Consider the following 22,212-nt stretch of genomic DNA (forward strand, 5'->3'; position numbering starts at 1 on the left):
CCTACCAGCGCAACAGTCTGTGGCCAAGCAAAGCACCGGTTCCGGCAACTATCGAAATGGCAATGGGATACCACAGCATTACAAAGAGCGGGCTGTCGTCATCGCAATTGGCTGCGTAGAATGTCGCCGCAATCCCTGCCGCTACGAGCCCGGCAACAGCTCCGGCGACCGCGGGTCGGGTGGGGGCAGCGGATCGAAGCGCGTAGAGAAAACAGGCAAGAGGACCCACCGATAAGAAAGGGATAATCGTCAGGCAGAGGCTGGAATTGCGCCCGATCATGCGCGTCACCCATGTCTCCGACGGCATGACCAACAGTTCAAAGATCGCCGCTGCACTCATCAACAGAGCTGGAACCGTTAAGCCCAATGCCGTCAACCGAACCGGGACGCCCGGTCTTCCAATCCGGAACATGACCATCCCACCGGTCAAGCTGAGAGATCCCGTGATCACGAATTTGAACAGGAAGCGGCCGGTCTCGATGGCCGTGACGAAGTCCGCACGCAAGCCGATGACCGCGAAGAACAAAATGGCGGCGATCAATGTAGCGGCAGTGGCAGCATGCATCAGGGCATGATCAAGATTCAGTCGAACCGGGGTATCCTGCACGAGCAGTTCGATCAACTCATCAGTTTTCATGTCACCCGCCCCGAATAGAGAGCAGCCAACCCCTTCAATGCCCTATGCAGGGAAACACGTACCGCCACCTCTGTCATTTCCAGCCGATCGGCGGTTTCCCGAACACTCGACCCTTCAATCGATATCGATTGAACGATCGTTCGTTGCGGATCCTTGAGCTTGCCTAGAATCTGTTCGATATCGATGCGATCGGAGGCTGCGATGCGTTCGTCTGCTTTAAGTGTAGCAACGACGTCCTCGAGTGGTACTGACTGACTGCCACGGCGCCGCAGGCTATCGACCACCTTGTTGCGAACGATTGCCGATAGCCATGGCCCCAAAGGCCGTGACGGATCCCATGTCCCCCGCTTGAGATGGATAGTAAGCAGCACTTCCTGAACCACGTCCTCAGCCTCGCTGGCCGGCGCACCGAACTGGTCACAACGCTTCCGCGCCATCACCCGTAAATGTGGTGTGAGGGCCGTCAGGAATTTGTGATAGGCATGGCTGTCGCCCGCAATCGCGGAACGCAGCCAGGATGCCCATTCCTTTTCACGCGCCAGATCTTTCATCCGACATATCCCTCTTCGGCGGTTCTCGTGCAATTGTTACAGAGACCAGCCGCATTTTTTTGCGTGTGGGATATCGGGCCGAAACGTGCAAGCGTTTGAACGTTCATGTCATCGATCATGAGATAAGATTGTCTGACTGTGATTGGGGTTCCAGCAGTGCAAAAATGGGCCGGATAAGACCTTCCAGAAGGTCTCTTTCTGGACGCGTGCGCGCTAGCACACGAATACCAAGCAGTGTGCCGAGGAGCGTGCCGGCCATGTCCGATGCTTTTTGCCAACGATTGATCGATCCGTCTTTCTGGCCTCTTTCGACGCAGCGCTTGAAGAAAGCCTCAACCTGCACCAGGACTTGTGCAACCACCCGCTGAAACTCATCATCATGTGGTGCTACCTCGAGCGCGGAATTGACCAACATGCAGCCTTTTCGCTTTGTATCGCTCAACGACCGCTCAATGATCTCGTTGAAGAATGCGCCGATCGCCTCACGCGGCGGCTTCGTCTCAAACCGGCCGACACGGTCGCCGAAGCTTCGTTCGACGTAAAAATCGAGCGCTTTGCGATAAAATGCGTGCTTGTCGCCAAAGGTATTGTAGATGCTTGCGGTGGTCAGCCCGATTGCCTGGGCCAGATCGCGGATTGACGTTGCCTCGTAGCCGTGTTCCCAAAACCGTTCTACAGCCAGCAGCAATACTTTTTCTTCATCAAATTCTCTGGGTCTGGCCATGCATCCTGTCTCCCAGAACATGGATCGAACGGGCGACTGCCCAAGGTTTATTGCCAATTTATTTTAGAACATACGATCTAAAATTCAACCCTGTGTGGTTCAACCTTTGACAGCTTTCTACTTCATCAATCTCAGCGTCAGGCTGTTAAGGGCGGAGAGCAGTCCGATAACGGCAACCCCGAAGATCACGTAGCGCAGTTCTTCGAACGGGGTGCCGCTCAGATAGTCCAGACCATATTGCCATGCGAGGACGATCACGATCGTAGCAATCAGCGCCAGCAATAGACCGAACAGATGGCGCCAGAAGCCTCCCCCATTCTGGGTCATGCTCCCGCCACCTCGCGGAAACTGTCGATCTTGAAAATCAGCAGATCGTCGCGGCGTTCGATATTGCCTTCAAGCACCACCGGTAAACCGGTCTTGTCGAGCAAGGCCGCCGGCATCGGTCCTCCGTCCTTGGAAGCGAGAAGAAAGAAGATGTGGCCGTCCACGGGTGCAGTGGAAACGAAGACGGGTGGAACACCTCCAGAAATACACAGATTGGCGCAGGCCTTGTGCGCGAGGCCCGTCCCCGGCTTCATGGCGCCAGCACTGCATTTTCCATCACAGATCTCGCCCGTCAAACGCCACCGACCGAGATTGTCCGGCACGGACGTGACCGGCAGGGCCGGCATTTGCGGATCGGCTGCTTTCAGGTCGTCTTCGCCGCCGATCAGCAGCATGACCAGGTCTCCACGCTTAACGAAGATGCCACCGGCCTGTGTGGTTTTGCCCGCAAGTGTCAGCGCCCTGTCGTCCACCCCGAACTTGCCCGAGCCCGCCAGCATGACAGCGCGCGCGGGCTTTTTGCCGTCGGAGGGAACACGAAGAATCGGATAGGGCTTTACCTCCATGGTGCCGATCAAATGCTCGCCGGAGAGCTCGTCGGCATAGCTGCCCGCGCCTGGACTTTCGGTATTCAGGGACAGCAACGCCGAAGTCGTCGCCATAGCGGCAATGAAGAACACGATGAACCCGATCATCAGCACCCTGACATCGGCTGGGACTTTCTTGAAGTAACCGACAAAAAATCCGCGTTCGACGGGCCTCAGCATCAAACTGTTCCTCCATTCTTCGGCGCGGCAGCCGCGGGAAGCAACTCCGCGGGGATGGCCAACGGCTCCAGCTTTGTACCAAGAGGCAAAGGTTCCGGATCAACCAGAATGCTCGATCCCTCCAGGCGAAGGCGATATTTGCGGATCCGCTCCCGGAACGGCGGTGGCGAACAACCGTCCTCGGGGCCATACTGATAGCCATGCCAGGGGCAGGTGATAAAGCCGATGACGACCTTGCCTTCGCCGATGGGGCCGTTCTGGTGCGAGCAGATATTGGATACGGCTGAAAGACCACCCTTTGAACGGAAGACGGCGATGCGCTCGCCGCCCGGTGCCACCCCGATGATCGCCCTGCCTTCGGCAATCTCGCTGACATCGCCGACGATCACCCAGGGCGCCTCGGTGGCCTTTCGCGCCGCGGCCGCGTCAGCCGATGTCTCCCGCCGACCTGTGACAAGGTGCAGGACGCACAGTGTCGCCAATCCGCCGAGCGACAAAAATGCCAAAGCAAGATCCCGGCGATCGATCAGAGCGCCGAGCGCCACATGCAGGATGACCGCAGCGTAGGCGAAGTAGACGCTCATGTGGATCGCCTTCCACACCGGCGGCGTCAGGAAGGAAAGCCAGAAATCGTGGCTCGTTACCGCAAGGACCGCCAGAATGACGAGCGCGAAGACGCCGAAGAGTTCGAAAGGAAAGCCGGCGATGCTCGTGAAGCTGGTATTGCTGGTGAAGAGCGCCGTGAGCTGTGGTGTTGGACTAAAGGAGAAATACCATCCGAGCACATAGTAGGCGTGCGTGGCTGCGATGATCGCGGTCATCACGCCAAAATGGCGGCGATTGTAGAGGAGCGGAACGAAACGGGCATCGATCCGCGCCAGTGGCCCGATTGCGAGGACGATGGTCAGCATCAGCAGGGCCAGAGACCCGAAGGCGCGCATCCGCTGGATCGGCAGGTCGGTATCCCGCAGCGCAGAGGACATGACTGGGCCCAGCCGCAGGAAAATGAGGATGTAGATGAAGATCCCGGCCAGCATGACCGCGTCATAGATGATCTTGGTCTTGTTCCAGATGACCGGCTTGTAGGACACGCTCACGGTTGCTTATCCCCCTGTGCTGCAGTGGCATCAAGGCGCACAGCCGGCGCATCGGCCGGCAGTTTCGGGACGCTCGCGAAGATGACGACAAGCATGATCGGGATAACGACCGCAAGGCCTGTCCAGATCACTGTGTGAGCGCGACGGTGACGGCGCTGCATGCTAGGACTCTCCCCTGGAAAGTCTGGTCCACCGCCAGACGACCAGCGGCCAGAGAAGAACGAGCCCGGGGATAAGGAGCGGCCGGACCGCATAGGCGTCACGTGCTCCCGGATCGACCTTGTCGAATCCGAACAGCAGAAAGGCGACGGCGACGGCAAGACCGATGCCGGCCCAAAGCATCAATCCTGCGGAGACGGGATCGGAGATCGAAACCATGGGACCCTCAGATGCGGCCGGTCGCCGGTATGGCCGCACCGGTGACGATGCCTGCTGCAGGCGAAATCAGGAACCCGATAAGCTTGGCGATATCCGTCGGCTGAACCCAGCTGTTCGTCTTCGCATTCGGCATCGCCGACCGGTTTTGCGGCGTGTCGATCGTGCCCGGCAAAATACAGTTGGCGGTAATGCGCTTGTCGCGGTTTTCCGCGGCGATCGCTTCCGTAAGCCGGATCACCGCCCCTTTCGATGCGGCGTAGGCGGCTTGATTGGCGCCGGCCTTTAGTCCCGGCGCTGCCGCGACATGGACGATGCGGCCGTAGCCTGCCTGCTGCATCGGTTTCAGGACCGCCGCACTAATTGCATAAGCCGTTCTGGCGTTCATCTGAAACAACTGGTCCCACTGGTGCACGCCCGTCTCGTCGACCGGTCCTGTCTGGAAGCCGCCGACGGTATTGGCGAGCGCATCGAGCCGGCCAAATCTCGCGAGCGTTTTTTGGACCGCTTCCTGGCATGAGGTCAAATCGGCGAGATCCATGCCGCCGATCAGCAGGATTTCGCTGCTGTCGGGCAGGCTATCTGCCAATTTTTCCAAGGCTTCCGAATTGTGCTCAACGCAGACGAGCCGCGCACCGTTCGCCGCAAGCTCCCTGACGACGGCGCTTCCAAGGTTTCCTGCAGCACCCGTAACCATGACAACGGTGCTTGTTCCTGTTGCTTCACTCATGATGGTCCCGCCCTTTCGAGTTGAGGCCGCCTGCAAAGGCTCGCCCGTAATTCGCGGCAGCACATGGTTTTGTTACACACGTTCTTAAAAAATTCCCGCCCGCTATGCGACGCCAGGAAATTTTGCTGTGGCTGCGAAAAAATTCGGGACCGGCTGTAACGAACCACCTGACGCGACCGTAAAGGTCTCTGTCGGACGAAGGGTAAATGGGATCTCGAAGGTTCCGATCGGCGTCCTCCTGAAGGAGCAAACGAATGAAGCGCGATGCTTACGGTCTCATGACCAGCACTGACAGCAACGAGGCACAACGGGCATTCGAGAATGCCGTCTTTGGTCTGGCAGCGCATCGGCCAAGTACTGGTGTGGCCATCCAGTCAACCTTGGCAGCCGACCCGCATCATGTTGCCGGCCATGCGCTGAAGGGCTTTGCAAATCTGATATTGGCGCGGTCGGAGCTCGACGAACCGGCTGCCAAGGCACTTGTTGATGCGCAAGCAGCGCTGGTGGTCAGAGACGGAGGAACCGGTGACGAGCGCACCCTTGTGAAAGCACTGGAGGCCGCCGTCGAAGGCTCGTTTTCGCGTGCGACGGATATTCTCGACGATGGTTTCGAGGATCGGTCGGTGACGTTCCTGCCCTTTAAGATTTCGCAGGCTCTGCGTTTCATGCTTGGAGATGCCCGCGGCATGCTACGGGCCAGCACGCGTGCAGTCGCCCGCCTTGACACCAGCACGACGGCGAAGGGCTTTATTCTTGGTTGCCACGCGTTTTCGCTTGAAGAGCATGGTCGGTATGCCGAGGCGCTTGCCGCGGGACAGCTTGCGGTTACTCTGCAGCCCGATGATTCCTGGGGCCTTCACGCCGTCTCGCATGTCTTCGAGATGCGTGGCGATACGGAAGAAGGCATTGACTGGCTCGAGGCGAACCGCAAGGCCTGGTCGCGCTGCAACAATTTCTCCTTCCATATGGCCTGGCATCTCGGTCTGCTACACCTGGAACGCGGCGATCATGATCGGGTGCTGCAGATCTACGACGACGACGTTCGCCCACAGCAAACCGACGATTTCCGAGACATGGCGAATGCTGTCTCGCTCCTGTGGCGGATGGAGCAATCGGGAGCTCATGTCGGTGATCGCTGGACCGATCTGGCAGAAATAGCCCATCGTCGAAAGGCGGACACGACCTTGATTTTTGCAGCTCTGCATAATCTTGCCGCCATGGTTGCCGTTGGCGACCGCGATGGGGCTGTGGAGCTTGTATCGCATATAGAAGCCAAGGCGCTTCGTATGGATGACCAGGGCCGCGTCGCCGCCGAGATCGGTGTACCGATGGCGCGCGTTCTCACGGGTCTCCATGCTCCGGCGGACCGCTACATGCTCGAACGCATGGTGGCGAACCTGCCGAAGATCGGCGGCAGCAACGCACAGCGCGACTTTTTCGTCCTCGCGCTCGCCAGGGCGATGGCGACCGACGGCAATAATGTCGGTGTTTCGCGTATCGGCCAGATTCGCCAGCGGCTGAAGGCCGACGACCGATTATTCAAATCCATCGAACATTCGGTTGGCATGAGTTTATCCGCCTGATCTCACCTCAAAGAAAGGAAAACACGATGTCCATGATGGAAATGCAAAAGACAAGCGTCTTCCCTGAAATTCAACCGAGCCTCGGCCGGACGATTATTCTTTCCGGCCTTGCCGCCAATATTACCTGGGAGATCTGGGCACGGCTGATCACGCCACTGTGGGTTGGCGGACCGCTGGAGCCCGCTGCTCTCGTTCAATCGGTGTTCGGGTTCAACAATTTGTTGCTGGCCGAAGCGATCCACGCGATCGTGGGCATCGTTTTTTATCCGATCGGCTACCTGTTCATCGCCCGGCCGTTGCAGCGGCTGATCATCCCCAAGCTGCCATTACTATTGACGGGTATCGGCTTCGGCATCGGTCTTTGGATCTTCGCCCTTTACGTCATGGCACACCTGTTTGGCGGCCAACCGGCATTTCTCGGTTTTGTCACCCTCACCTGGGCATCTCTGATCGGCCACATGCTGTTTGGTACGGTTGTCGCGTTCGTCGTCCGCCGCCTGGAACGCTAGACCCGTTGTGAGACTAGGCCTGCCCCATCGGGCAGGTTTCCTAACTGTGCAAGGTTTTTCCAGTGAACGCTGAGCACAGCCCACTTCACCAGATTCGAGAGATTGATCGTGACCACCGAAAGCTTCGTAACGCCGAGAGTTGCCGACATCGTCGCCAGGACGCTTCATGCCCATGGCGTCCGTCATGCTTTCGGCATGCCGGGCGGAGAAGTGGTCACGCTGATAGACGGCCTGGAGGCCTCAGGCATCGCCTTTCACCTTGCACGCCACGAAACCGCGGCAGCGATCATGGCGGCAGGCGCGAGCGCGATGACGCAAAACCCGGAACTTCTCGTGACGACCGTGGGCCCGGGCCTTGCCAATGCGGTCAACGGCATCGCCGATGCTGCCCAGGAGCGCGTCCCCTTGATCGTCATATCCGGCATTGTCGACCGTCCGACCCGCGCGCGTTACACCCATCAGGTGATCGACCATGCGCAGTTGCTGCGACCGCTGGTCAAGGCTTCTTTCGAAATCGAGCCTGAGAGCGCTGCCTCCGCGGTCGCTCGTGCACTCGCGCTTGCCATGACGGAGCCGATGGGTCCCGTCCATCTCGACCTGTCTCCGGCGACGGCTGCCGCGGTCTCGCCAACCTTGAATGTCATTTCGCCTCCGAAGCTTCTGAAACCCTCGGTAACAATGACGGATCCGGCCGTTCATACACTTGCCGAGAGGATTGGCCGGGCGCAACGACCGCTTTTTATCGCTGGTCTTGACGCCGTGCGAGATCATGCCGGTCCGGCACTTCAGCACCTGGTCGAAAAAATTGGCGCACCGGTTATCACAACCTATAAGGCCAAGGGCATCATCCCCGAGAACCACCCTCTGTCGGTTGGCGCTGCCGGATTGTCGCCGCTGGCGGATCAAATTCTTCTGAACCTGGTCCGGGATTCTGATCTGGTCCTGTCAATTGGGTATGACCCAATCGAAATGCGGCTCGGCTGGCTGGATTTCGTCGGAGATCCAGCAAAGCTGGTGGAGATTTCCGATACTGCCCCGGACCACGGCATGCATCATGCCGGAACCAGAATCCAGGCTGCACCTCGCTTTTTTCTACAGGCGCTGGCCGATACTCACGCGGGGCCCAAGACCTGGACGGCTGGCCAACCCGCCGCCGCGAAAAACGAACTTGCCCGTTTATTCGCAAGCAATGGCAGTTGGGGACCGCACGCAATAATCGAGGCCCTCAATGCCGTCGCCGGTCAGGAAGCAATCGTCACCGTCGACAGCGGAGCGCATCGCATTCTCCTGTCGCAGAAATGGGTTGCGCCACGGGCCATGTCATTGCTGCAATCGGCGGGCTTTTGCACCATGAACGCGGCCTTGCCGCTTGCGATCGGCGCCAAGGTCGCCGATCCATCACGTCCGGTTTTCGCCGTGATGGGCGACGGCGGTCTTGAGATGGGAATCGGCGAACTGGCTACGCTACGCGATCTTAATCTGCCTATCACCATCGTGCTTTTTCAGGATCGCAGCCTGGCGTTGATTGCTCTGAAGCAGGCATCCGCCGGTCTGAAACCGGCCGGCGTCACGCTCGGCGAAACTGACTTTGCCGCCGTCGCGCGAGGTTTCGGCGGTTATGGTTTCAATGTGGAGAATTGTGATGACTTCCGTAACGAGCTTGAGGCAGCCCGCGAGCGCGAAGGCTTCACCCTCATCGCCTGCAAATTCGATGCAAGCGCCTACGACGGCGCCTTCTGAGGCCAACCAGGCGGCAGGTTCAGCCCCTCAGAAGGTCAAGCGCGCCCGTGATCCGCGGCTCGACTTTTTCCGTGGTGTCGGCATGCTGATCATTCTTTTGGCCCATATCCCAAACAACGGATGGGCGCTGTGGATTCCGGCGCGCTTCGGTTTTTCCGACGCCACGGAAATGTTCGTCTTCCAATCGGGAATGGCCTCGGCCATCGCCTTCGGCTCGACCTTCGACCGCAGCGGCGCACTTGCCCTCATCGCCCGCGTTGCACAGCGGATCTGGCAAATCTTCTGGGCCCACATTGTTGTCTTCATTGTCGTCGCCGCCATCATGGTTGTTGCCGGAACCCGTTATGACGGCGTCACCTATGTCGACAGCCTGAACCTCGTGCCTTTCATGGAGGACCCCGGCAACCTCCTCGTCGGTTTGCTGACGCTGACTTACGTGCCGAATTATTTCGATATCCTGCCGATGTACATCGTCATCCTGGCGCTGATGCCGGTGATGATCTTCGCGTCGAAAATCCAGCGATTCCTGCCGTTTGCGCTCATGACAGCGTTGTGGCTGGCGACGCAGTTCGGCTTTACGGGGCTGCCCGCCGAGCCCTGGTCGGATCGTCCGTGGTTCTTTAACCCCTTCGGATGGCAGTTGCTGTTTTTCACGGGTTTCTTCCTGATGCGCGGCAGCCTTCCAGCGCCCGGCTTCGATCGCAGGTTGATGGCGCTCGCGATTGCCGTCGTGATCCTGACTGTGCCGTTTGCCTGGGTACGGTTCCACGATGCGCATCCAGCCTTCCAAATGGCCGCTACCACGCTTTTTCCCCTCACCGACAAGACCGACTTCGGCCTGTTGCGCTTCGTTCATTTCATGGCGCTCTGCTACATCGCCGTACATCTCGTCGGCAAGAAGGGTTTCCGGCTGCGCGGCCCTGCCGTGCGCGTTCTGACGGTGGTAGGCCAGCAATCGCTCGCCGTCTTCATCACCGGTATCGTGATTGCTCAGCCGATCGGTATTGCGCTTGATCATGCCGGTCGCACCACTTCTGCAGAGGCAGTTGGAAACCTGATTGGCTTCGGCGTTCTCGTAGGAACCGCCTATCTCGTACGCTGGTTCAAGAGTTCCCCCTGGAAATCGTGAGAATCCCTAATGTCTGACCATCAAAAACCCGCCAGCCTGGACGGTCTGCGCATCCTCGATCTGTCGCGGATTCTCGCCGGACCGACCTGCACGCAGCTGCTCGCCGATCTCGGGGCCGATGTCATCAAGGTCGAGCGGCCTGATACTGGCGACGACACGCGCAGCTGGGGACCGCCCTTCGTGCCGGATGCCGATGGCGGCGACAGTGATCTCAGCGCCTATTTCCTGTCCGCCAACCGCAACAAGCGATCGATAGCCATCGATCTCGCCAGCGATGAAGGTGTTGCGCTTGTCGAGCGGCTGGTGGCTATCTCGGACGTGGTGATCGAAAACTACAAGCCGGGCGATCTCGACCGGCGCGGACTGGGCTATGAGGATATTCGCAAGATCAAACCGAATATCGTCTGGTGTGCGATTTCCGGCTTTGGTCAAACCGGACCCTATGCCGAGCGAACCGGCTATGATTTTCTCGTCCAGGCGATGGGCGGCATCATGAGCATCACCGGCGAAAGCGATACGGCCGGTGGCCGGCCCCTCAAGGTCGGCCTCGGCATCGCCGATGTCATGTGCGGCATGTATGCGACCGTCGGCATCCTCGCCGCTCTCCGCCATCGCGACCGCACGGGCGAAGGCCAGTATATCGATCTGGCGCTTTATGACACGCAAGTTGCCTGGCTTATCAATGCCGCGACGAACCATCTGGTTTCGGGAAAGGTGCCAAATCGGATCGGCAACCGGCATCCCAACATTGCCCCCTACCAGACCTTTGCAACGGCTGCCGGTGAAATCGCCATCGCAGTCGGAAACGATCAGCAGTTCGCCCGCTTCTGTACGGCGATCGGCTGTCCCGATCTGGCGGGCGACGAGCGGTTTCGCCGCAACCGTGATCGCGTTGTCAATGTCGATGCACTGGACCGGCTTGTGACCGAGGCTCTACGAGCCGACACCGCCGAAAACTGGGAGCAGCGCCTTGTCCATGCCGAAATCCCTGCGGGCCGGGTCGCCACGATCGATCAGGTCATGACCAATCCGCATACCTTGGCGCGTGAAATGATCATGCCCATGGAAACAGCGGACGGACAAACCGTCCACCTGCTCGGCAACCCGCTCAAAATGTCCGCAACCCCGGTTCGTTTCGATCGGGCGCCGCCGCATGTCGATCAGGATAAGGACGCCATCCTTCGCGAACTCACGATGCTCGAAGCTGCTCGCCGGACTTAAACTGTCGCTTGATCGCGTCGCGCAAATGGTTTTTGCCAAGGACGCTGGAATGGGTCGTCTTGCCGATGACAAGGGCGACGTGCCGACAAAGTTGAGGGCGAGCGTTTGATTGTAATCTCGCTTGTGACGCACTGTATTCGCGATCTCGCTGAGCCTGGCGTCACCTTCGCTCTGGGCGGCCGGCGTCGTCGTCATCAACCTGAAAAGGTACCTATCCGCAATGGGTCGAATAGGTGATTCATGTCGGCATCGGGACTTACGGATCAGGTTGTACTCTGACCTTACCCCAGTTTGCGTTGGCCTTTTTGATATACCCGCTGACGTCCTGCCTCCACGTCTTGAGGACGCTGTCATTGTAATTGAGGTAGAGCTTCTTATTGACCACGGTAAAGGCCTGGGGTTCGGTTGACGCCTTGTGGCCCTGCGCCGTTCCAAAGGCGCAATAGCCGCCATACTGCGGAGCAAAATGCCGGGGGTTGGCGGTGAACGCATCGCGATGTGCGGCGGATGCAAAGTGGAACGTCGCCCCTTGGTAAGTTGCCGCGTATTTGTCCGACCCTTTCACAGGCTTGTGGTCGGTGAAATAGGCGACGGGATCATAGCCGTTGATGGCCACACCATTCGTCGTAAAAATCTCCGCGGAATAGCCGACAGAGGCGAAGGAAAGTGTGAGAGCCGTTGCAAGCGGCAGAATGGGGCGTAATGAGATCGTCATGGTCTTATCCTTTGTTGAACGAAAGCGATCTGCCTTCTTCGTCATGGGATGCGTAGACGTTACATTCAGGTTGTTCACACTTTTGTGTGGAGAGGGATAAACCGATTGCAGAACGAAGCGCAGGCCTTACGCGCCAGGGTTTGAAACAGTCTGCGCAACCTTTGCGACAAATTCGAATGAGTGATCACTGTCTCGTTCCCACGGCCAGAACCGTAGTCGAGCTCAGCACAAGCCGGTTGTCCGTTGCAATCCGGTCGACCACCGTTAAGATCGCGCCACTCCACCCGGCGACGTTCATTGTCATCGAGCGTGGCATAAGCACCCATGTAGCCGTGCAATTCCCGAACGTCGTCAAAGTAGGACTGGCCAGCAGGCATTTCCCAGACGACCTCGATCTCTTCGATCTCGGGCGCAGAGAGGCCTGCTCCCTTGAGTTCCGCGCCCAGTCGGTCCGGGTCCGCAAACGTTGTGAACCCTTCGGGCGGCGCCGGCGGCGCCATATTCGGATAAACGGCACGAAGCGCTTCCGCCATAACAAGGAAGGGGCCACCGCCAGGCAGCTTGCGCCACGTCGCGACGCATGCTTTGCCGCCCGTGCGGGTCACGCGAACTTGTTCCGCAAGCCCTCGCCGCCAGTCAGGAAAGATGCTGGCGCCAATCAGCGAGAAAGTCGCGTCAAAACCTTCATCCTCCAAGGCGAGCATCTGCACGTCCAAGCCGTGACATGACATGAGCCTGAGAACGTGAAGGGGAGAGCGTTGACGACCTTCGTGTCCTCAGTCGCGGTCGACGAGGATCTTGCTGGCCAGCGCCGCGTTCTGGTCGCGATGCGCCCAGGCTACCATCACGCTCAGCGCGAAGAGCACGATCGCGGGGACGGGCGAGCCCGGCAGCACGAAGAGATGGGTCAAGGTGGCGCCGACCATGATCGCGGCGAGAAGAAGCGCACCGAGCGAGGCCACAGCCGGGACGAGTAGCGCGGCCGCGCCGATCAGCTCGAGTGTTCCGGTGAAATACCGAAACCACTGCCCGAGCCCGATCTGCTCGAAGTTCTGAACCAACATCGGCAGGCCGTAGAGGTTGGCGCTGCCGGCGGCGATGAAGGTCGCAGCAAGGAGAAGCTTGACGCTCCACAGTCCGATTTGACGCCAGCGCGGTGCGGACTGCTCTGCCCGGGGGATCCAGGTTGATTCCGCCTCATTCTTTATCGTCGGCCTGTCTGAATTCTGCATGGTAAACTCCCTCATATGGAACAATCAATTCTACGACTGCGTACGCATCTGTCTGAACATCGGGTTCATTGCGAACACATTGAGAGCGCCGCCTTCCCTTCCAGCTCCCGGATTTTGCGATCTTTCTCGGAAGCTTCCCTGATCATTTGCTCCATGCGGGCGTCAGGTGCGCGCGAGATCTCCCAGAAGGCCACGGTGAAAATCACAGGTACGGTGGCGGCATCTTTATCGTCGGTAGCTAGCAAGTGATCTGACCGCTGCGATGCGACGCGTCCCCAAAGCTTGAGAGTGCATTCGGCGCCTGCATCGCAGCGGATGAAGGCTTCCACCGCCGCTTCGCGTCGAACAACGGTTCGGCGAAACGCCGTGCTTTCGACGTGCGCGCGAAACGTGGATCCATCGATGACATGGGGAAGCATCGCAACACTCGATACGGTCTCGAACACAATCCCGGGGCGTATCCGGGAATAATCGATCGCCAACTCCCGCTGCGCCTGAACCAGATGAGCAATGCTCGGAGTAATTGTCTGCCCCCAGACGGCCGCGCCCTCTCCGAAGTGATGAACGATATCATGGCCGATATTTGGACATGTGATTGACTGCAGCATGAGGGTGTTCCTTTGTAATCCTCGAACGATCCGTCAGCATCGCGTCGGACCAGGTTTTGCGACCTTGCTGCCTGCTAATTCGTGGGAATGCAGGCGGTTGTTACAAAGGATCTTCTTTATTTGCAGCCCGGCTCACTTGGGAAAACCCATCGCTGTCAGGCCAGCGTCGAGCATATCGGACCGGGCCTCGTGGCCACCGTTGTGGATGCACATGATACTGTCGCCCCGAATGCAGTCCGGTACATCGTCGCACTCGATGCTATCCAGCGTGACTTTCTTCGCAGCCTTCATGTCGCATTTGGCGCGCTCACGCAGAATGGCCAAGCTCTTGAGAGCATCGCCCTGATGGAATTCGGTGCCAATCGCCCGACCGGCGAGCGGAAATGTCTGATCCGCGGTCCCATGAAAATGTGCCATTGGAGGAAGATCGGCAACGCAGTCCTCCGGTTTTGGAAGAGGATTCCAGAACACGCCGGAGAAAGTCACCATCGCCGCGGTTTTCTCCCCCTGCTGGCAGGCGGTGTACCAAGCCATCGATGCGCCGATGGAAAAACCACCGATCACCGTCCGGTCCGGGGTAAAACCGTAACGTTGCCGCAGGTCATCAAAGACATTCGTGATGAACGCCTTTTCATCGCGACCCTGGTTGGGACCGTGGGCAAAAGACCAACTCCCGTCGATGCCATCGACGGCTACATAGGCCAGATGATGCGCGAGCGTCATCTCGACCAGGGAGCGTTGCTGCATCTGCAACCTGGCGGAACTTTTGAAACCATGGAAATAGACAAAGACGCCGCGAATGTCGCCATCTTGCGGCAACTCGATCCGATAGTTTCCGTCCTTGACCGTACAAGCAGTCTGCACTCCGCAGAGCATTGCGGAAGAAACAGTAAGAGGCATGACGGCGATGAGGAGGAGAGGAGCGAGTGGGCATGTGCGCATGAAGGGTATCACCGGTGTTTATAATGAGAAGTCTGCCAGAGTCCTGGTGGGTGGTGAGCAGTTTGCGCAAGGCATATTGCAATAGCGTGCGAGCGCAGCAGACGGGGTCACGTCTGGGAATTTTTTTTGGACGTTGCCGGAAGGGAAATACGCTCCTTTTTGCATAGGGGAGTAAGGACGCTTCGACCTGTCCTGTGGGCGAGCGCAGCGAGATTGGTGCCCATAAGTTATTCCTTCAAGTTGCGGTGAATCTGCGCACGGCCCAAAAAGGTTCCGGCCCCCCGGTGATCGGGAAGGAGGTAGGAAGACCGAGTCACAGCAGATATTTCGCACTCGGGTCTCTGATTGTTACATCGGACCGTAAAAATAATGAGGACGTTCGGGCGGAATTTTGGTCGATGGGCTGAACGGCGACGCCGCGGCCATGCGGTATCGTCGCGTTCGCTCGTTCCTATCGACGCATGCGCTGCTCTGACAACCATATCGAAAATCTGGTGCAACCTGCGCTTCTGCCTTGGCGACGTCCTCCAATCCCTGATGCACGGCATCCTCATGCAGGGAGGGGCCGGCGCAAACCAACGTGAGCTTGAGGCGTTGGTTGAAAGCAGCTTGGCTATGTGGACCGCATCCGCTCAATTACCGGTCAGTAAAGATTAGGCAAGGCTAATCTTCAAAGATCTTTACCGATCGGTATGGCGATCTTCTCTCGGGCGTGCCGTGGTTGGATGTCCTAGACGACGCCTGCCCCTTGAGACCGCCCGTCCGATTTGCACGCTATGATGCGATATTCCCGCACGCAGCGCTGTGGGGCCTTCCATCTTCCTCGACCTATTGCTTTCTATCTCGGGCCCCCCGAGCAGCAGGAGGCAAAGCATGGCCAAGGCAAATGCCGACGATGCACTACGCCGGACTATACGGCGCCATCAGCTGCGCGAGATGATCCCACTCGCTGACAGCACCATCTACGAAATGGAGCAGCGTGGTGAATTTCCGCGCCGTTTTGCACTATCGCCTAGATGCATCGTCTGGGACTTAGCTGAAGTTGAGGCCTGGCTGCTGGCGCGCCGCGCCGACGCGCTCAGCAGCCGGACGTTTCAAAGCGTAAAACGCGGCCAGTCAAAGGGCGGGATCAAGCTCCATCAGAGGCATAGCCGGCGGCAAGAGCCCGGGTGTGTGTTTACGTCCCGCCACCCACGCGTCAATGATGTCCGATTATTCCCACTCGATCGTACCGGGCGGTTTCGACGTAACATCGTAGACCACGCGGTTGATGCCGCGCACCTCGTTGATGATGCGGGTGGCGGCGCGGCCGAGGAATTCCATGTCGTAGTGGTAGAAATCGGCCGTCATGCCGTCGACGGAGGTGACGGCGCGTAGTGCGCAGACGAATTCATAGGTGCGCCCGTCGCCCATGACGCCGACGGTCTGGACGGGCAGCAGCACGGCGAAGGCCTGCCAGATGGCGTCGTAGAGGCCGGCCTTGCGGATTTCATCGAGATAGATCGCATCGGCCTCGCGCAGGATCTCCAGCTTTTCGCGGGTGATGCCGCCGGGGCAGCGGATGGCAAGGCCCGGGCCGGGGAAGGGGTGGCGGCCGATGAAGCTGTCGGGCAGGCCGAGCTCGCGGCCAAGCGCGCGCACTTCGTCCTTGAAGAGCTCGCGCAAGGGTTCCACGAGCTGCATCTTCATGCGCTCCGGCAGACCGCCGACATTATGGTGCGATTTGATCGTCACCGACGGGCCGCCGGTGAAGGAAACGCTTTCGATCACGTCGGGATAGAGCGTGCCCTGGCCGAGGAAGTCGGCGCCGCCGAGCTTCTTTGCCTCTTCCTCGAAGGTCTCGATGAACAGCCTGCCGATGATCTTGCGCTTGGTTTCCGGGTCGCTGACGCCCTCGAGTTCGCCGATGAAACGATCGGCGGCATCGACGTGCAGCAGATGCAGATTGTAGTGCTCGCGGAACATGGCGACGACGCCGGCCGCCTCGTCCTTGCGCATCAACCCGTGGTCGACGAGGATGCAGGTCAGCTGGTCGCCGACGGCTTCGTGGATCAGGAGGGCTGCGACGGAGCTGTCGACGCCGCCCGAAAGCGCGCAGATGACGCGTTTGTCGCCCACCTGCGCACGGATCTGCTCGACCGCCTTCTGGCGATAGGCCGACATCGACCAGTCGCCCTTGATGCCGGCAATGTTGTGAATGAAATTGCCGATCAGCTTGGCGCCGTCAGGCGTATGCACGACTTCCGGGTGGAACTGCACGCCGTAATATTTGCGCTTCTCGTCAGCGATGAAGGCATAGGGCGCGTTGGAGGAGGTGGCGACCACCTCGAAACCATCCGGCAGCGCGGTGACGCGGTCGCCATGGCTCATCCAAACCTGATGGCGCGAGCCGGAGGACCAGAGGCCCTCGAACAGCTGGCAGTCCCTGTCGACATCGAGGAAGGCGCGGCCGAATTCGCGATGATGGCCGCTCTCGACCTTGCCGCCGAGCTGCATGCACATCGTCTGCTGGCCGTAGCAGATGCCGAACACCGGCAGGCCGCTGTCGAAGATGATCTGAGGCGCTCGCGGCGATCCCTCGTCCACCGTGGAAGCCGGGCTGCCGGACAGGATCACGGCCTTCGGCTGCAGGCGGTGGAAGCCTTCTTCGGCCGATTGGAAGGGGACGATCTCGCAATAGACGCCGGCCTCGCGCACGCGTCGTGCGATGAGCTGGGTCACCTGGCTGCCGAAATCGACGATGAGAACGGAGTCGGGATGTGCTGTCTGGGTCATGGCGAGGCTTTAATGAAAAGCGCTTCGCCTGGCAATCCGGGAAATCGAAGGCATCGGGTTTTTATTGTTCCAATTGTCCCGACCCCACCAACCTGTCACCTGCCATTCAAAAACGGTTATCGGACGCTTCCAAAAGCAAAAAATTCACAAGTAGGATGGGTTTGCGGTTTACTTGAACCAGAATTGCGCGGAATATTAGCAAATGGGAGGATAAGCCTTCGGCCCACTCTCGATACATTGCGCCGGAACGGCTTTCCTCCCTTGGTTTCAAGGGAGGACCAATCATGAGGCGGGTATTGTTCTACGCGGCATCGGCCGCGATACTGTCGCTCGGTGTCTCGCATGCATTTGCGCAGTCGGGCGGCGTCGAGAAAGCGGTTGGCGGCTATAACTTCGAGGAAGCGGCAAAAGAGGCCCCCGGCACGAAGGATTTCCATTCGGCTGACGGTCATTTGACCTTCGCGATCGTGACGCACACGGCAGGCAATGGCTTCTTTGACCCTGTCTATGTCGGCGCGACCGTCGCCGGCAATATGATCGGTGCCAAGATATTGCTGCTCGGTTCGGAATCGCCGGTGGACGACCCCGCCCGCGAGATCGAGATCCTGAACCAGATCGTTCAGGACCCGACGATCGACGGCATCATCATGACGACGCCGCAGGTCGGCGCCTATAACGACATCGTCAAGGCTGCCGAGGCGGCCGGCATCCCGATCGCGACGACCAACTCGTTCGACGGCACCATACTGCACCGGAGCGCGATCAGCCATACCGGCCAGGACGCGTCGGCCGCGGCAATCGGCGGCGAGGCGCTCGCGACTTGCGTGCTTGCCAGTGGCGCGACCAGCGGCTCGATCGTGCTGCCGTCCTCCACCGCGATGGGCAACATCGAGGTGAACAACCGAGTCACCGCCGCCTTCAATGCCATCGTCAAGACGTTGAAGGACGCCGGCAAGCTCGATGCCTTCAAGGTTGACGCCGGTCCGGAGAACGTCGGCATCGACACGAACCCGAACGACCCTGTCAACGCACTTGTTTCGCTCTTCGAGTCCCGTGGAGACGTGGTCGGCGCCTTCACAGCCAACAACGTCTTTACGCCGCCGCTCGTCAAGGCGGTTGCCCAGATGGGGCGGACAGGCAAGTTGTGCGCTTATGGTTTCGATCTCGGCCCGGCGCAGCAGGAAGGCATCGCAGCGGGGAACCTGACCGGCTCGCTCGGCCAGCAGCCCTTCCTGCAGGGCTTCTGGCCCGTCATGCAGCTTTATCTGCAGATCGATCGCGGTATCGCGGCTGCCAATCTCGACACGCGTGCCCAGCTTGTGACGAAGGAAACGGTCGCCAACGTCGGCAAGCGCTTCGAGAACTGACTGCCGTTCGAAACGTCTGAAATCAAGGCGGGAGGGTGCGAGCCATCCCGCCACGCGAAGGCAAGCATCGGTCGGTAGAAACTCATTCGGTAGAAATTCATTTTCGGTAGAAACTGATGGAGCCCGCCACGACGACATCGCTCGGCCGTGCGCCGCCCCAGCTCGTCGGCGGCTGGGAGGCGGGGCTCCTCGTGTTCCTTGCGCTGCTCTATTTCGGCGGCGCAATCGTCAATCCGGCCTTTTTCGGATCGACGGAGGCCCTTCACGCGCTTCTGCGCGATACGTCCCGTGTGGGCATCATCGCGGTCGGGATGACTTTCGTCATCGTCAACAGGGATCTCGATCTTTCGGTCGGTTCGACCTACGGCCTGATCGCGGTGGTCTTCGCCAGGCTTTTTGCCCCGAGCTTTCTCGATTTCGGCGTGATCCAGTCGGCGATCCTCTGCGTGCTGCTGGGCACGGCGATCGGCCTGATCAACGGCGTGCTCGTCACCGTCCTGAAAGTGCCGGCCTTCATCGCGACGCTGACGATCCTCTTCATCGGCCGCGGTTTCGTGCTGGCGCTGACGCATGGCCAGGCAATCTATTACTCCGACAAGGCGAAAGACCATCCGCTGTTCTTCCACCTGGGCGAGACGAATATCCTCGGCTTCAACAACCAGATCGCGATCTTCTTCCTCATCGCCATGGTTGGGGCCTATGTGCTTGCCAAGACCCGCTGGGGCTATGAGACTTTCGCCACCGGCGGAAACGAGCAGGCGGCGGCCTATGCCGGCATTCGCACGCGCTGGGTGCGCATTCGCGCCTATCTGCTCTCCTCGCTTTGCGCGACCCTTGCAGCTCTCCTGTCGGCCGCGCAGGACAAGGGCGTCACCCCTCTCTATGGTGTCAGCTGGGAACTCACCGTCATCGCATCGGTCGTCATCGGCGGAGCATCGATCCTTGGCGGGCGCGGGCGCGTGATCGGGTCTTGCCTGGGGGCTGCGGTCGTCGTGCTGATCGATAAGGTGCTGCGCGAGGGATGGCCGATCACGCGCATCGTCGTGATCGACGGTGAAAACGTCTCGGTCGGCGCCAAGTTCACGTTGCCGGCAGGCGCCGTTCTGGTTTTCCTGGGTCTGCTTCTCGTCATCGCCGTGCTGATCGAGCCCTTACTCATTCGGCGCCAGGTCGCGGCCCGGCTATGGGCATGGCTGCGCGGCCGGCCACCGCCGCCGGCCTATGAGATCGGCGGCGTGGCGATCGAAGGTGTGCAGACCAAGGGGGCGATGGCGGCCGACATGGCGCTGTCTGCCACCGGGCTCGGCAAGTTTCTCGCCCGCCGCGACGCACTGGCCATCATCCTGACCGTCGTGTTGTGGCTGACGGGCCTCGTGCTCAGGCCGGACTACTGGTGGAACCTGCCCAACACCTTTGCCATCCTGCTCAATTACACGGAATTGGCCCTCATCACCGTCGGGCTCACCTATGTCATCGCAGCCGGCGATATCGATCTCTCCGTCGGCGCGGTGCTTGCCCTTGCCGGCAGCACCGCGGCCTATTTCCTGAAGGTGCTCGGCGCCGATCCGCTCACTGCCGTGACGATGGGCCTGTTTGCGGGGATGACCGCCGGAGCCGTCAACGCCATGGTCGTCGTCGGCTTCAAACTACCTGCCTTCATCGCCACGCTCGGCATGTTCTACATTGCCCGCGGGCTCGCCGCCTGGTTCGTCGCGGGACAGCAGCTGACCGGCTGGTCAGAGGGCTATAACCTGCTCGGGCGCAAGGTGAATGACGTTCTCCTGCATTTCGGCCTTGCATTGCCGCCGGGGATCATTCGCTCGGTGGCCGAGGTCGTCAGCGTCCAGACGATCTGGATGTTTTTCGTTGCCGTGATCGCCGGTATCGTGCTTGCCTATACGCCGTTCGGGCTGAAGGTCTGCGCGGCGGGCGGCAACGTGCGCGCCGCCGCTTATGCCGGCATCAACACCAACCGCGTGCGCTTCATCGCGCTCATGCTGTCGGCGCTCTGCGCCACCATGGCCGGGATCATCAACGTCGCCTATTTTCGCAGCTTCAACCCGGTTGCCGGCCAGTTTCGCGAGCTCGATGCGATCGCTTCCGTCATCATCGGCGGCGGATCGATCTTCGGCGGTTACGGCACGATGATCGGCTCGCTTGCGGGCGCCGCCGTCATCACGCTCGTGCGGGCGCTGCTTCAACTCAACGTTCAGGGGTTCAGCATGCCGCAGCACTGGATCAACGTCTTTATCGGCGTCATCCTCATCGTCGCGGTGCTGATCGATATATGGGTGCGCCAGGCCAATATTTTCGGGCGCCTGCGCACCCGGCTGAGAAGAGGTGCGCCAACAGGGGACAGCAGTCATGGCTGACGCGACACCATCCGCGCCGATCGTGGAAATGCGGGGCATCGAAAAAGCCTTCGGGGCCGTGCAGGCGCTTCGCAAGGTCGATCTGACGCTTTATCCCGGCGAGATTCTCGGCCTGGTCGGCGACAACTCGGCCGGCAAATCGACGCTTATGAAGATCCTGACCGGTGCTTATCAGCGCGATGCGGGTGATATCCTCGTTGCCGGGCAACCGGTGCGGTTCAAGAGCCCGCACGAGAGCCGCGACGTCGGCATCGAGATGATCTACCAGGATTTCGCGCTCTGCGGCAACATGGATGTCGGCCAGAATATCTTCCTTGGCCGCTGGCCGCTCAAAGGCCCTTTCGTTAACAGGCGGAAGATGTATGCGGAAGCCGACAGCGTGCTGAAACGGCTCAAGGTCGACGTGAACTCCGTCTATCAGAAGGTCGAAAGCCTGTCGGGCGGCCGCCAGCAGTCGGTCGCGATCGCCCGCGCAATCTCGTTCGAGCCGCGCGTCGTGATCCTCGACGAGCCGACCGCCAACCTTTCCGTGATGGCGACCGAACGGCTGCTCGAAACCATGCTGGAGCTGAAGAAGCAAGGCGTTGCCCAGATCATCATCTCACACCGCCTTATCGATATTTTTGCCGTGGGCGATCGCGTCATGGTCCTCAAGCGCGGCGAATATGTCGGCGATCGCTACATCAGGAACACGGACGAGCATGAAGTGCTGGAGATTATCGTTTCCGGCACGCGAGAGAATGCGCTGACAGCCGATGAGGCAAGATCCATTTGAATAGCCACTGTGAATCAGAAGCGAAGGTTGACACCG

The 22,212-nt window shown here is 59.7% G+C and carries 23 protein-coding genes and 1 pseudogene; 9 read left to right on the forward strand and 15 right to left on the reverse strand.

The genetic code is table 11. The annotated features are described in order from the left end of the window. Window position 1: 1 nt before the first annotated feature. The 9 genes from RWJ89_RS14100 to RWJ89_RS14140 form a co-directional block, all read right to left on the reverse strand. Entirely contained in the window at window positions 2-637 is a 636-nt protein-coding gene (locus RWJ89_RS14100) for an NrsF family protein (protein ID WP_020052521.1), read from the reverse strand. Then, window positions 634-1,188: a sigma-70 family RNA polymerase sigma factor gene (locus RWJ89_RS14105; RefSeq protein ID WP_025398402.1), complete on the reverse strand. Its 555-nt coding sequence runs from the start codon at window positions 1,186-1,188 to the stop codon at window positions 634-636. Before RWJ89_RS14105 ends, RWJ89_RS14100 begins: the two co-directional genes overlap by 4 nt. A 115-nt stretch (window positions 1,189-1,303) precedes the next feature. Beyond that, entirely contained in the window at window positions 1,304-1,912 is a 609-nt protein-coding gene (locus RWJ89_RS14110; protein ID WP_316031050.1) for a TetR/AcrR family transcriptional regulator, read from the reverse strand. 117 nt (window positions 1,913-2,029) lie between these two features. Next, window positions 2,030-2,239, reverse strand: a complete 210-nt coding sequence (locus RWJ89_RS14115) for a hypothetical protein (RefSeq protein WP_131661997.1) — start codon at window positions 2,237-2,239, stop codon at window positions 2,030-2,032. Next, entirely contained in the window at window positions 2,236-3,006 is a 771-nt protein-coding gene (locus tag RWJ89_RS14120) for a hypothetical protein (RefSeq protein ID WP_020052525.1), read from the reverse strand. Before RWJ89_RS14120 ends, RWJ89_RS14115 begins: the two co-directional genes overlap by 4 nt. Continuing rightward, window positions 3,006-4,103, reverse strand: a complete 1,098-nt coding sequence (locus RWJ89_RS14125) for a Rieske 2Fe-2S domain-containing protein (protein WP_316031051.1) — start codon at window positions 4,101-4,103, stop codon at window positions 3,006-3,008. The genes RWJ89_RS14120 and RWJ89_RS14125 overlap by 1 nt, the downstream gene beginning before the upstream one ends. Then, window positions 4,100-4,264 (reverse strand): hypothetical protein, encoded by a 165-nt coding sequence (locus RWJ89_RS14130; RefSeq protein ID WP_168306317.1) that lies wholly within the window; start codon window positions 4,262-4,264, stop codon window positions 4,100-4,102. Before RWJ89_RS14130 ends, RWJ89_RS14125 begins: the two co-directional genes overlap by 4 nt. A gap of 1 nt (window position 4,265) precedes the next feature. Beyond that, window positions 4,266-4,481 (reverse strand): hypothetical protein, encoded by a 216-nt coding sequence (locus tag RWJ89_RS14135; RefSeq protein ID WP_020052528.1) that lies wholly within the window; start codon window positions 4,479-4,481, stop codon window positions 4,266-4,268. A 7-nt stretch (window positions 4,482-4,488) separates the two neighbouring features. Then, window positions 4,489-5,208 carry an SDR family NAD(P)-dependent oxidoreductase gene (locus tag RWJ89_RS14140; RefSeq protein WP_316031052.1) on the reverse strand — a complete coding sequence of 240 codons (720 nt, stop codon included), beginning with the start codon at window positions 5,206-5,208 and terminating at the stop codon, window positions 4,489-4,491. Window positions 5,209-5,462: 254 nt separating this feature from the next. Here RWJ89_RS14140 and RWJ89_RS14145 point away from each other — a divergent pair, with 254 nt between their 5' ends. The 5 genes from RWJ89_RS14145 to RWJ89_RS14165 all read left to right on the forward strand — a co-directional run bounded on the left by RWJ89_RS14145 (window position 5,463) and on the right by RWJ89_RS14165 (window position 11,390). Further along, window positions 5,463-6,791, forward strand: coding sequence for a tetratricopeptide repeat protein (locus RWJ89_RS14145; RefSeq protein WP_316031053.1), 1,329 nt, complete (start codon window positions 5,463-5,465; stop codon window positions 6,789-6,791). A gap of 26 nt (window positions 6,792-6,817) precedes the next feature. Continuing rightward, entirely contained in the window at window positions 6,818-7,300 is a 483-nt protein-coding gene (locus RWJ89_RS14150; RefSeq protein WP_020052531.1) for a hypothetical protein, read from the forward strand. A 108-nt stretch (window positions 7,301-7,408) separates the two neighbouring features. Beyond that, complete coding sequence (locus tag RWJ89_RS14155) at window positions 7,409-9,040, forward strand: thiamine pyrophosphate-binding protein (RefSeq protein ID WP_316031054.1); 1,632 nt, start codon at window positions 7,409-7,411, stop codon at window positions 9,038-9,040. After that, on the forward strand, window positions 9,012-10,169 hold the full coding sequence (locus tag RWJ89_RS14160; RefSeq protein ID WP_025398393.1) for an OpgC family protein: 1,158 nt from the start codon (window positions 9,012-9,014) through the stop codon (window positions 10,167-10,169). Before RWJ89_RS14155 ends, RWJ89_RS14160 begins: the two co-directional genes overlap by 29 nt. Before the next feature lie 9 nt (window positions 10,170-10,178). Further along, on the forward strand, window positions 10,179-11,390 hold the full coding sequence (locus RWJ89_RS14165; RefSeq protein WP_316031055.1) for a CaiB/BaiF CoA transferase family protein: 1,212 nt from the start codon (window positions 10,179-10,181) through the stop codon (window positions 11,388-11,390). 256 nt (window positions 11,391-11,646) lie between these two features. On the opposite strand, the gene RWJ89_RS14170 is transcribed toward RWJ89_RS14165, so the two are convergent. The 5 genes from RWJ89_RS14170 to RWJ89_RS14190 all read right to left on the reverse strand — a co-directional run bounded on the left by RWJ89_RS14170 (window position 11,647) and on the right by RWJ89_RS14190 (window position 14,887). Further along, window positions 11,647-12,105: a YHS domain-containing (seleno)protein gene (locus RWJ89_RS14170; RefSeq protein WP_131662901.1), complete on the reverse strand. Its 459-nt coding sequence runs from the start codon at window positions 12,103-12,105 to the stop codon at window positions 11,647-11,649. 74 nt (window positions 12,106-12,179) lie between these two features. Then, window positions 12,180-12,809: a hypothetical protein gene (locus tag RWJ89_RS14175; protein ID WP_316031056.1), complete on the reverse strand. Its 630-nt coding sequence runs from the start codon at window positions 12,807-12,809 to the stop codon at window positions 12,180-12,182. Window positions 12,810-12,881: 72 nt separating this feature from the next. After that, complete coding sequence (locus RWJ89_RS14180; protein ID WP_316031057.1) at window positions 12,882-13,337, reverse strand: DoxX family protein; 456 nt, start codon at window positions 13,335-13,337, stop codon at window positions 12,882-12,884. 65 nt (window positions 13,338-13,402) lie between these two features. Continuing rightward, window positions 13,403-13,945 carry a hypothetical protein gene (locus RWJ89_RS14185; protein WP_316031058.1) on the reverse strand — a complete coding sequence of 181 codons (543 nt, stop codon included), beginning with the start codon at window positions 13,943-13,945 and terminating at the stop codon, window positions 13,403-13,405. A 132-nt stretch (window positions 13,946-14,077) separates the two neighbouring features. Beyond that, entirely contained in the window at window positions 14,078-14,887 is an 810-nt protein-coding gene (locus tag RWJ89_RS14190; protein ID WP_316031059.1) for an alpha/beta hydrolase family esterase, read from the reverse strand. A gap of 873 nt (window positions 14,888-15,760) precedes the next feature. Between RWJ89_RS14190 and RWJ89_RS14195 the strand changes: the two are divergent. After that, window positions 15,761-16,038: pseudogene (locus RWJ89_RS14195) on the forward strand (helix-turn-helix transcriptional regulator). A gap of 61 nt (window positions 16,039-16,099) precedes the next feature. On the opposite strand, the gene guaA reads toward RWJ89_RS14195, so the two are convergent. Next, window positions 16,100-17,662 (reverse strand): glutamine-hydrolyzing GMP synthase, encoded by a 1,563-nt coding sequence (gene guaA, locus RWJ89_RS14200; protein WP_020052549.1) that lies wholly within the window; start codon window positions 17,660-17,662, stop codon window positions 16,100-16,102. Between the two features lie 284 nt (window positions 17,663-17,946). On the opposite strand from guaA, the gene RWJ89_RS14205 reads away from it, so the two are divergent. From RWJ89_RS14205 to RWJ89_RS14215, 3 genes are all read left to right on the forward strand, one after another. Beyond that, complete coding sequence (locus RWJ89_RS14205; RefSeq protein ID WP_026265552.1) at window positions 17,947-19,029, forward strand: substrate-binding domain-containing protein; 1,083 nt, start codon at window positions 17,947-17,949, stop codon at window positions 19,027-19,029. A gap of 116 nt (window positions 19,030-19,145) precedes the next feature. Continuing rightward, on the forward strand, window positions 19,146-21,401 hold the full coding sequence (locus RWJ89_RS14210; RefSeq protein ID WP_168283982.1) for an ABC transporter permease: 2,256 nt from the start codon (window positions 19,146-19,148) through the stop codon (window positions 21,399-21,401). Continuing rightward, entirely contained in the window at window positions 21,394-22,176 is a 783-nt protein-coding gene (locus tag RWJ89_RS14215; protein ID WP_020052552.1) for an ATP-binding cassette domain-containing protein, read from the forward strand. The genes RWJ89_RS14210 and RWJ89_RS14215 overlap by 8 nt, the downstream gene beginning before the upstream one ends. Window positions 22,177-22,212 lie beyond the last annotated feature (36 nt).

Origin of the sequence: Rhizobium sp. 10PS4 (genome assembly GCF_032464805.1) — a bacterium.
GTDB classification, from domain to species: domain Bacteria; phylum Pseudomonadota; class Alphaproteobacteria; order Rhizobiales; family Rhizobiaceae; genus Rhizobium; species Rhizobium laguerreae.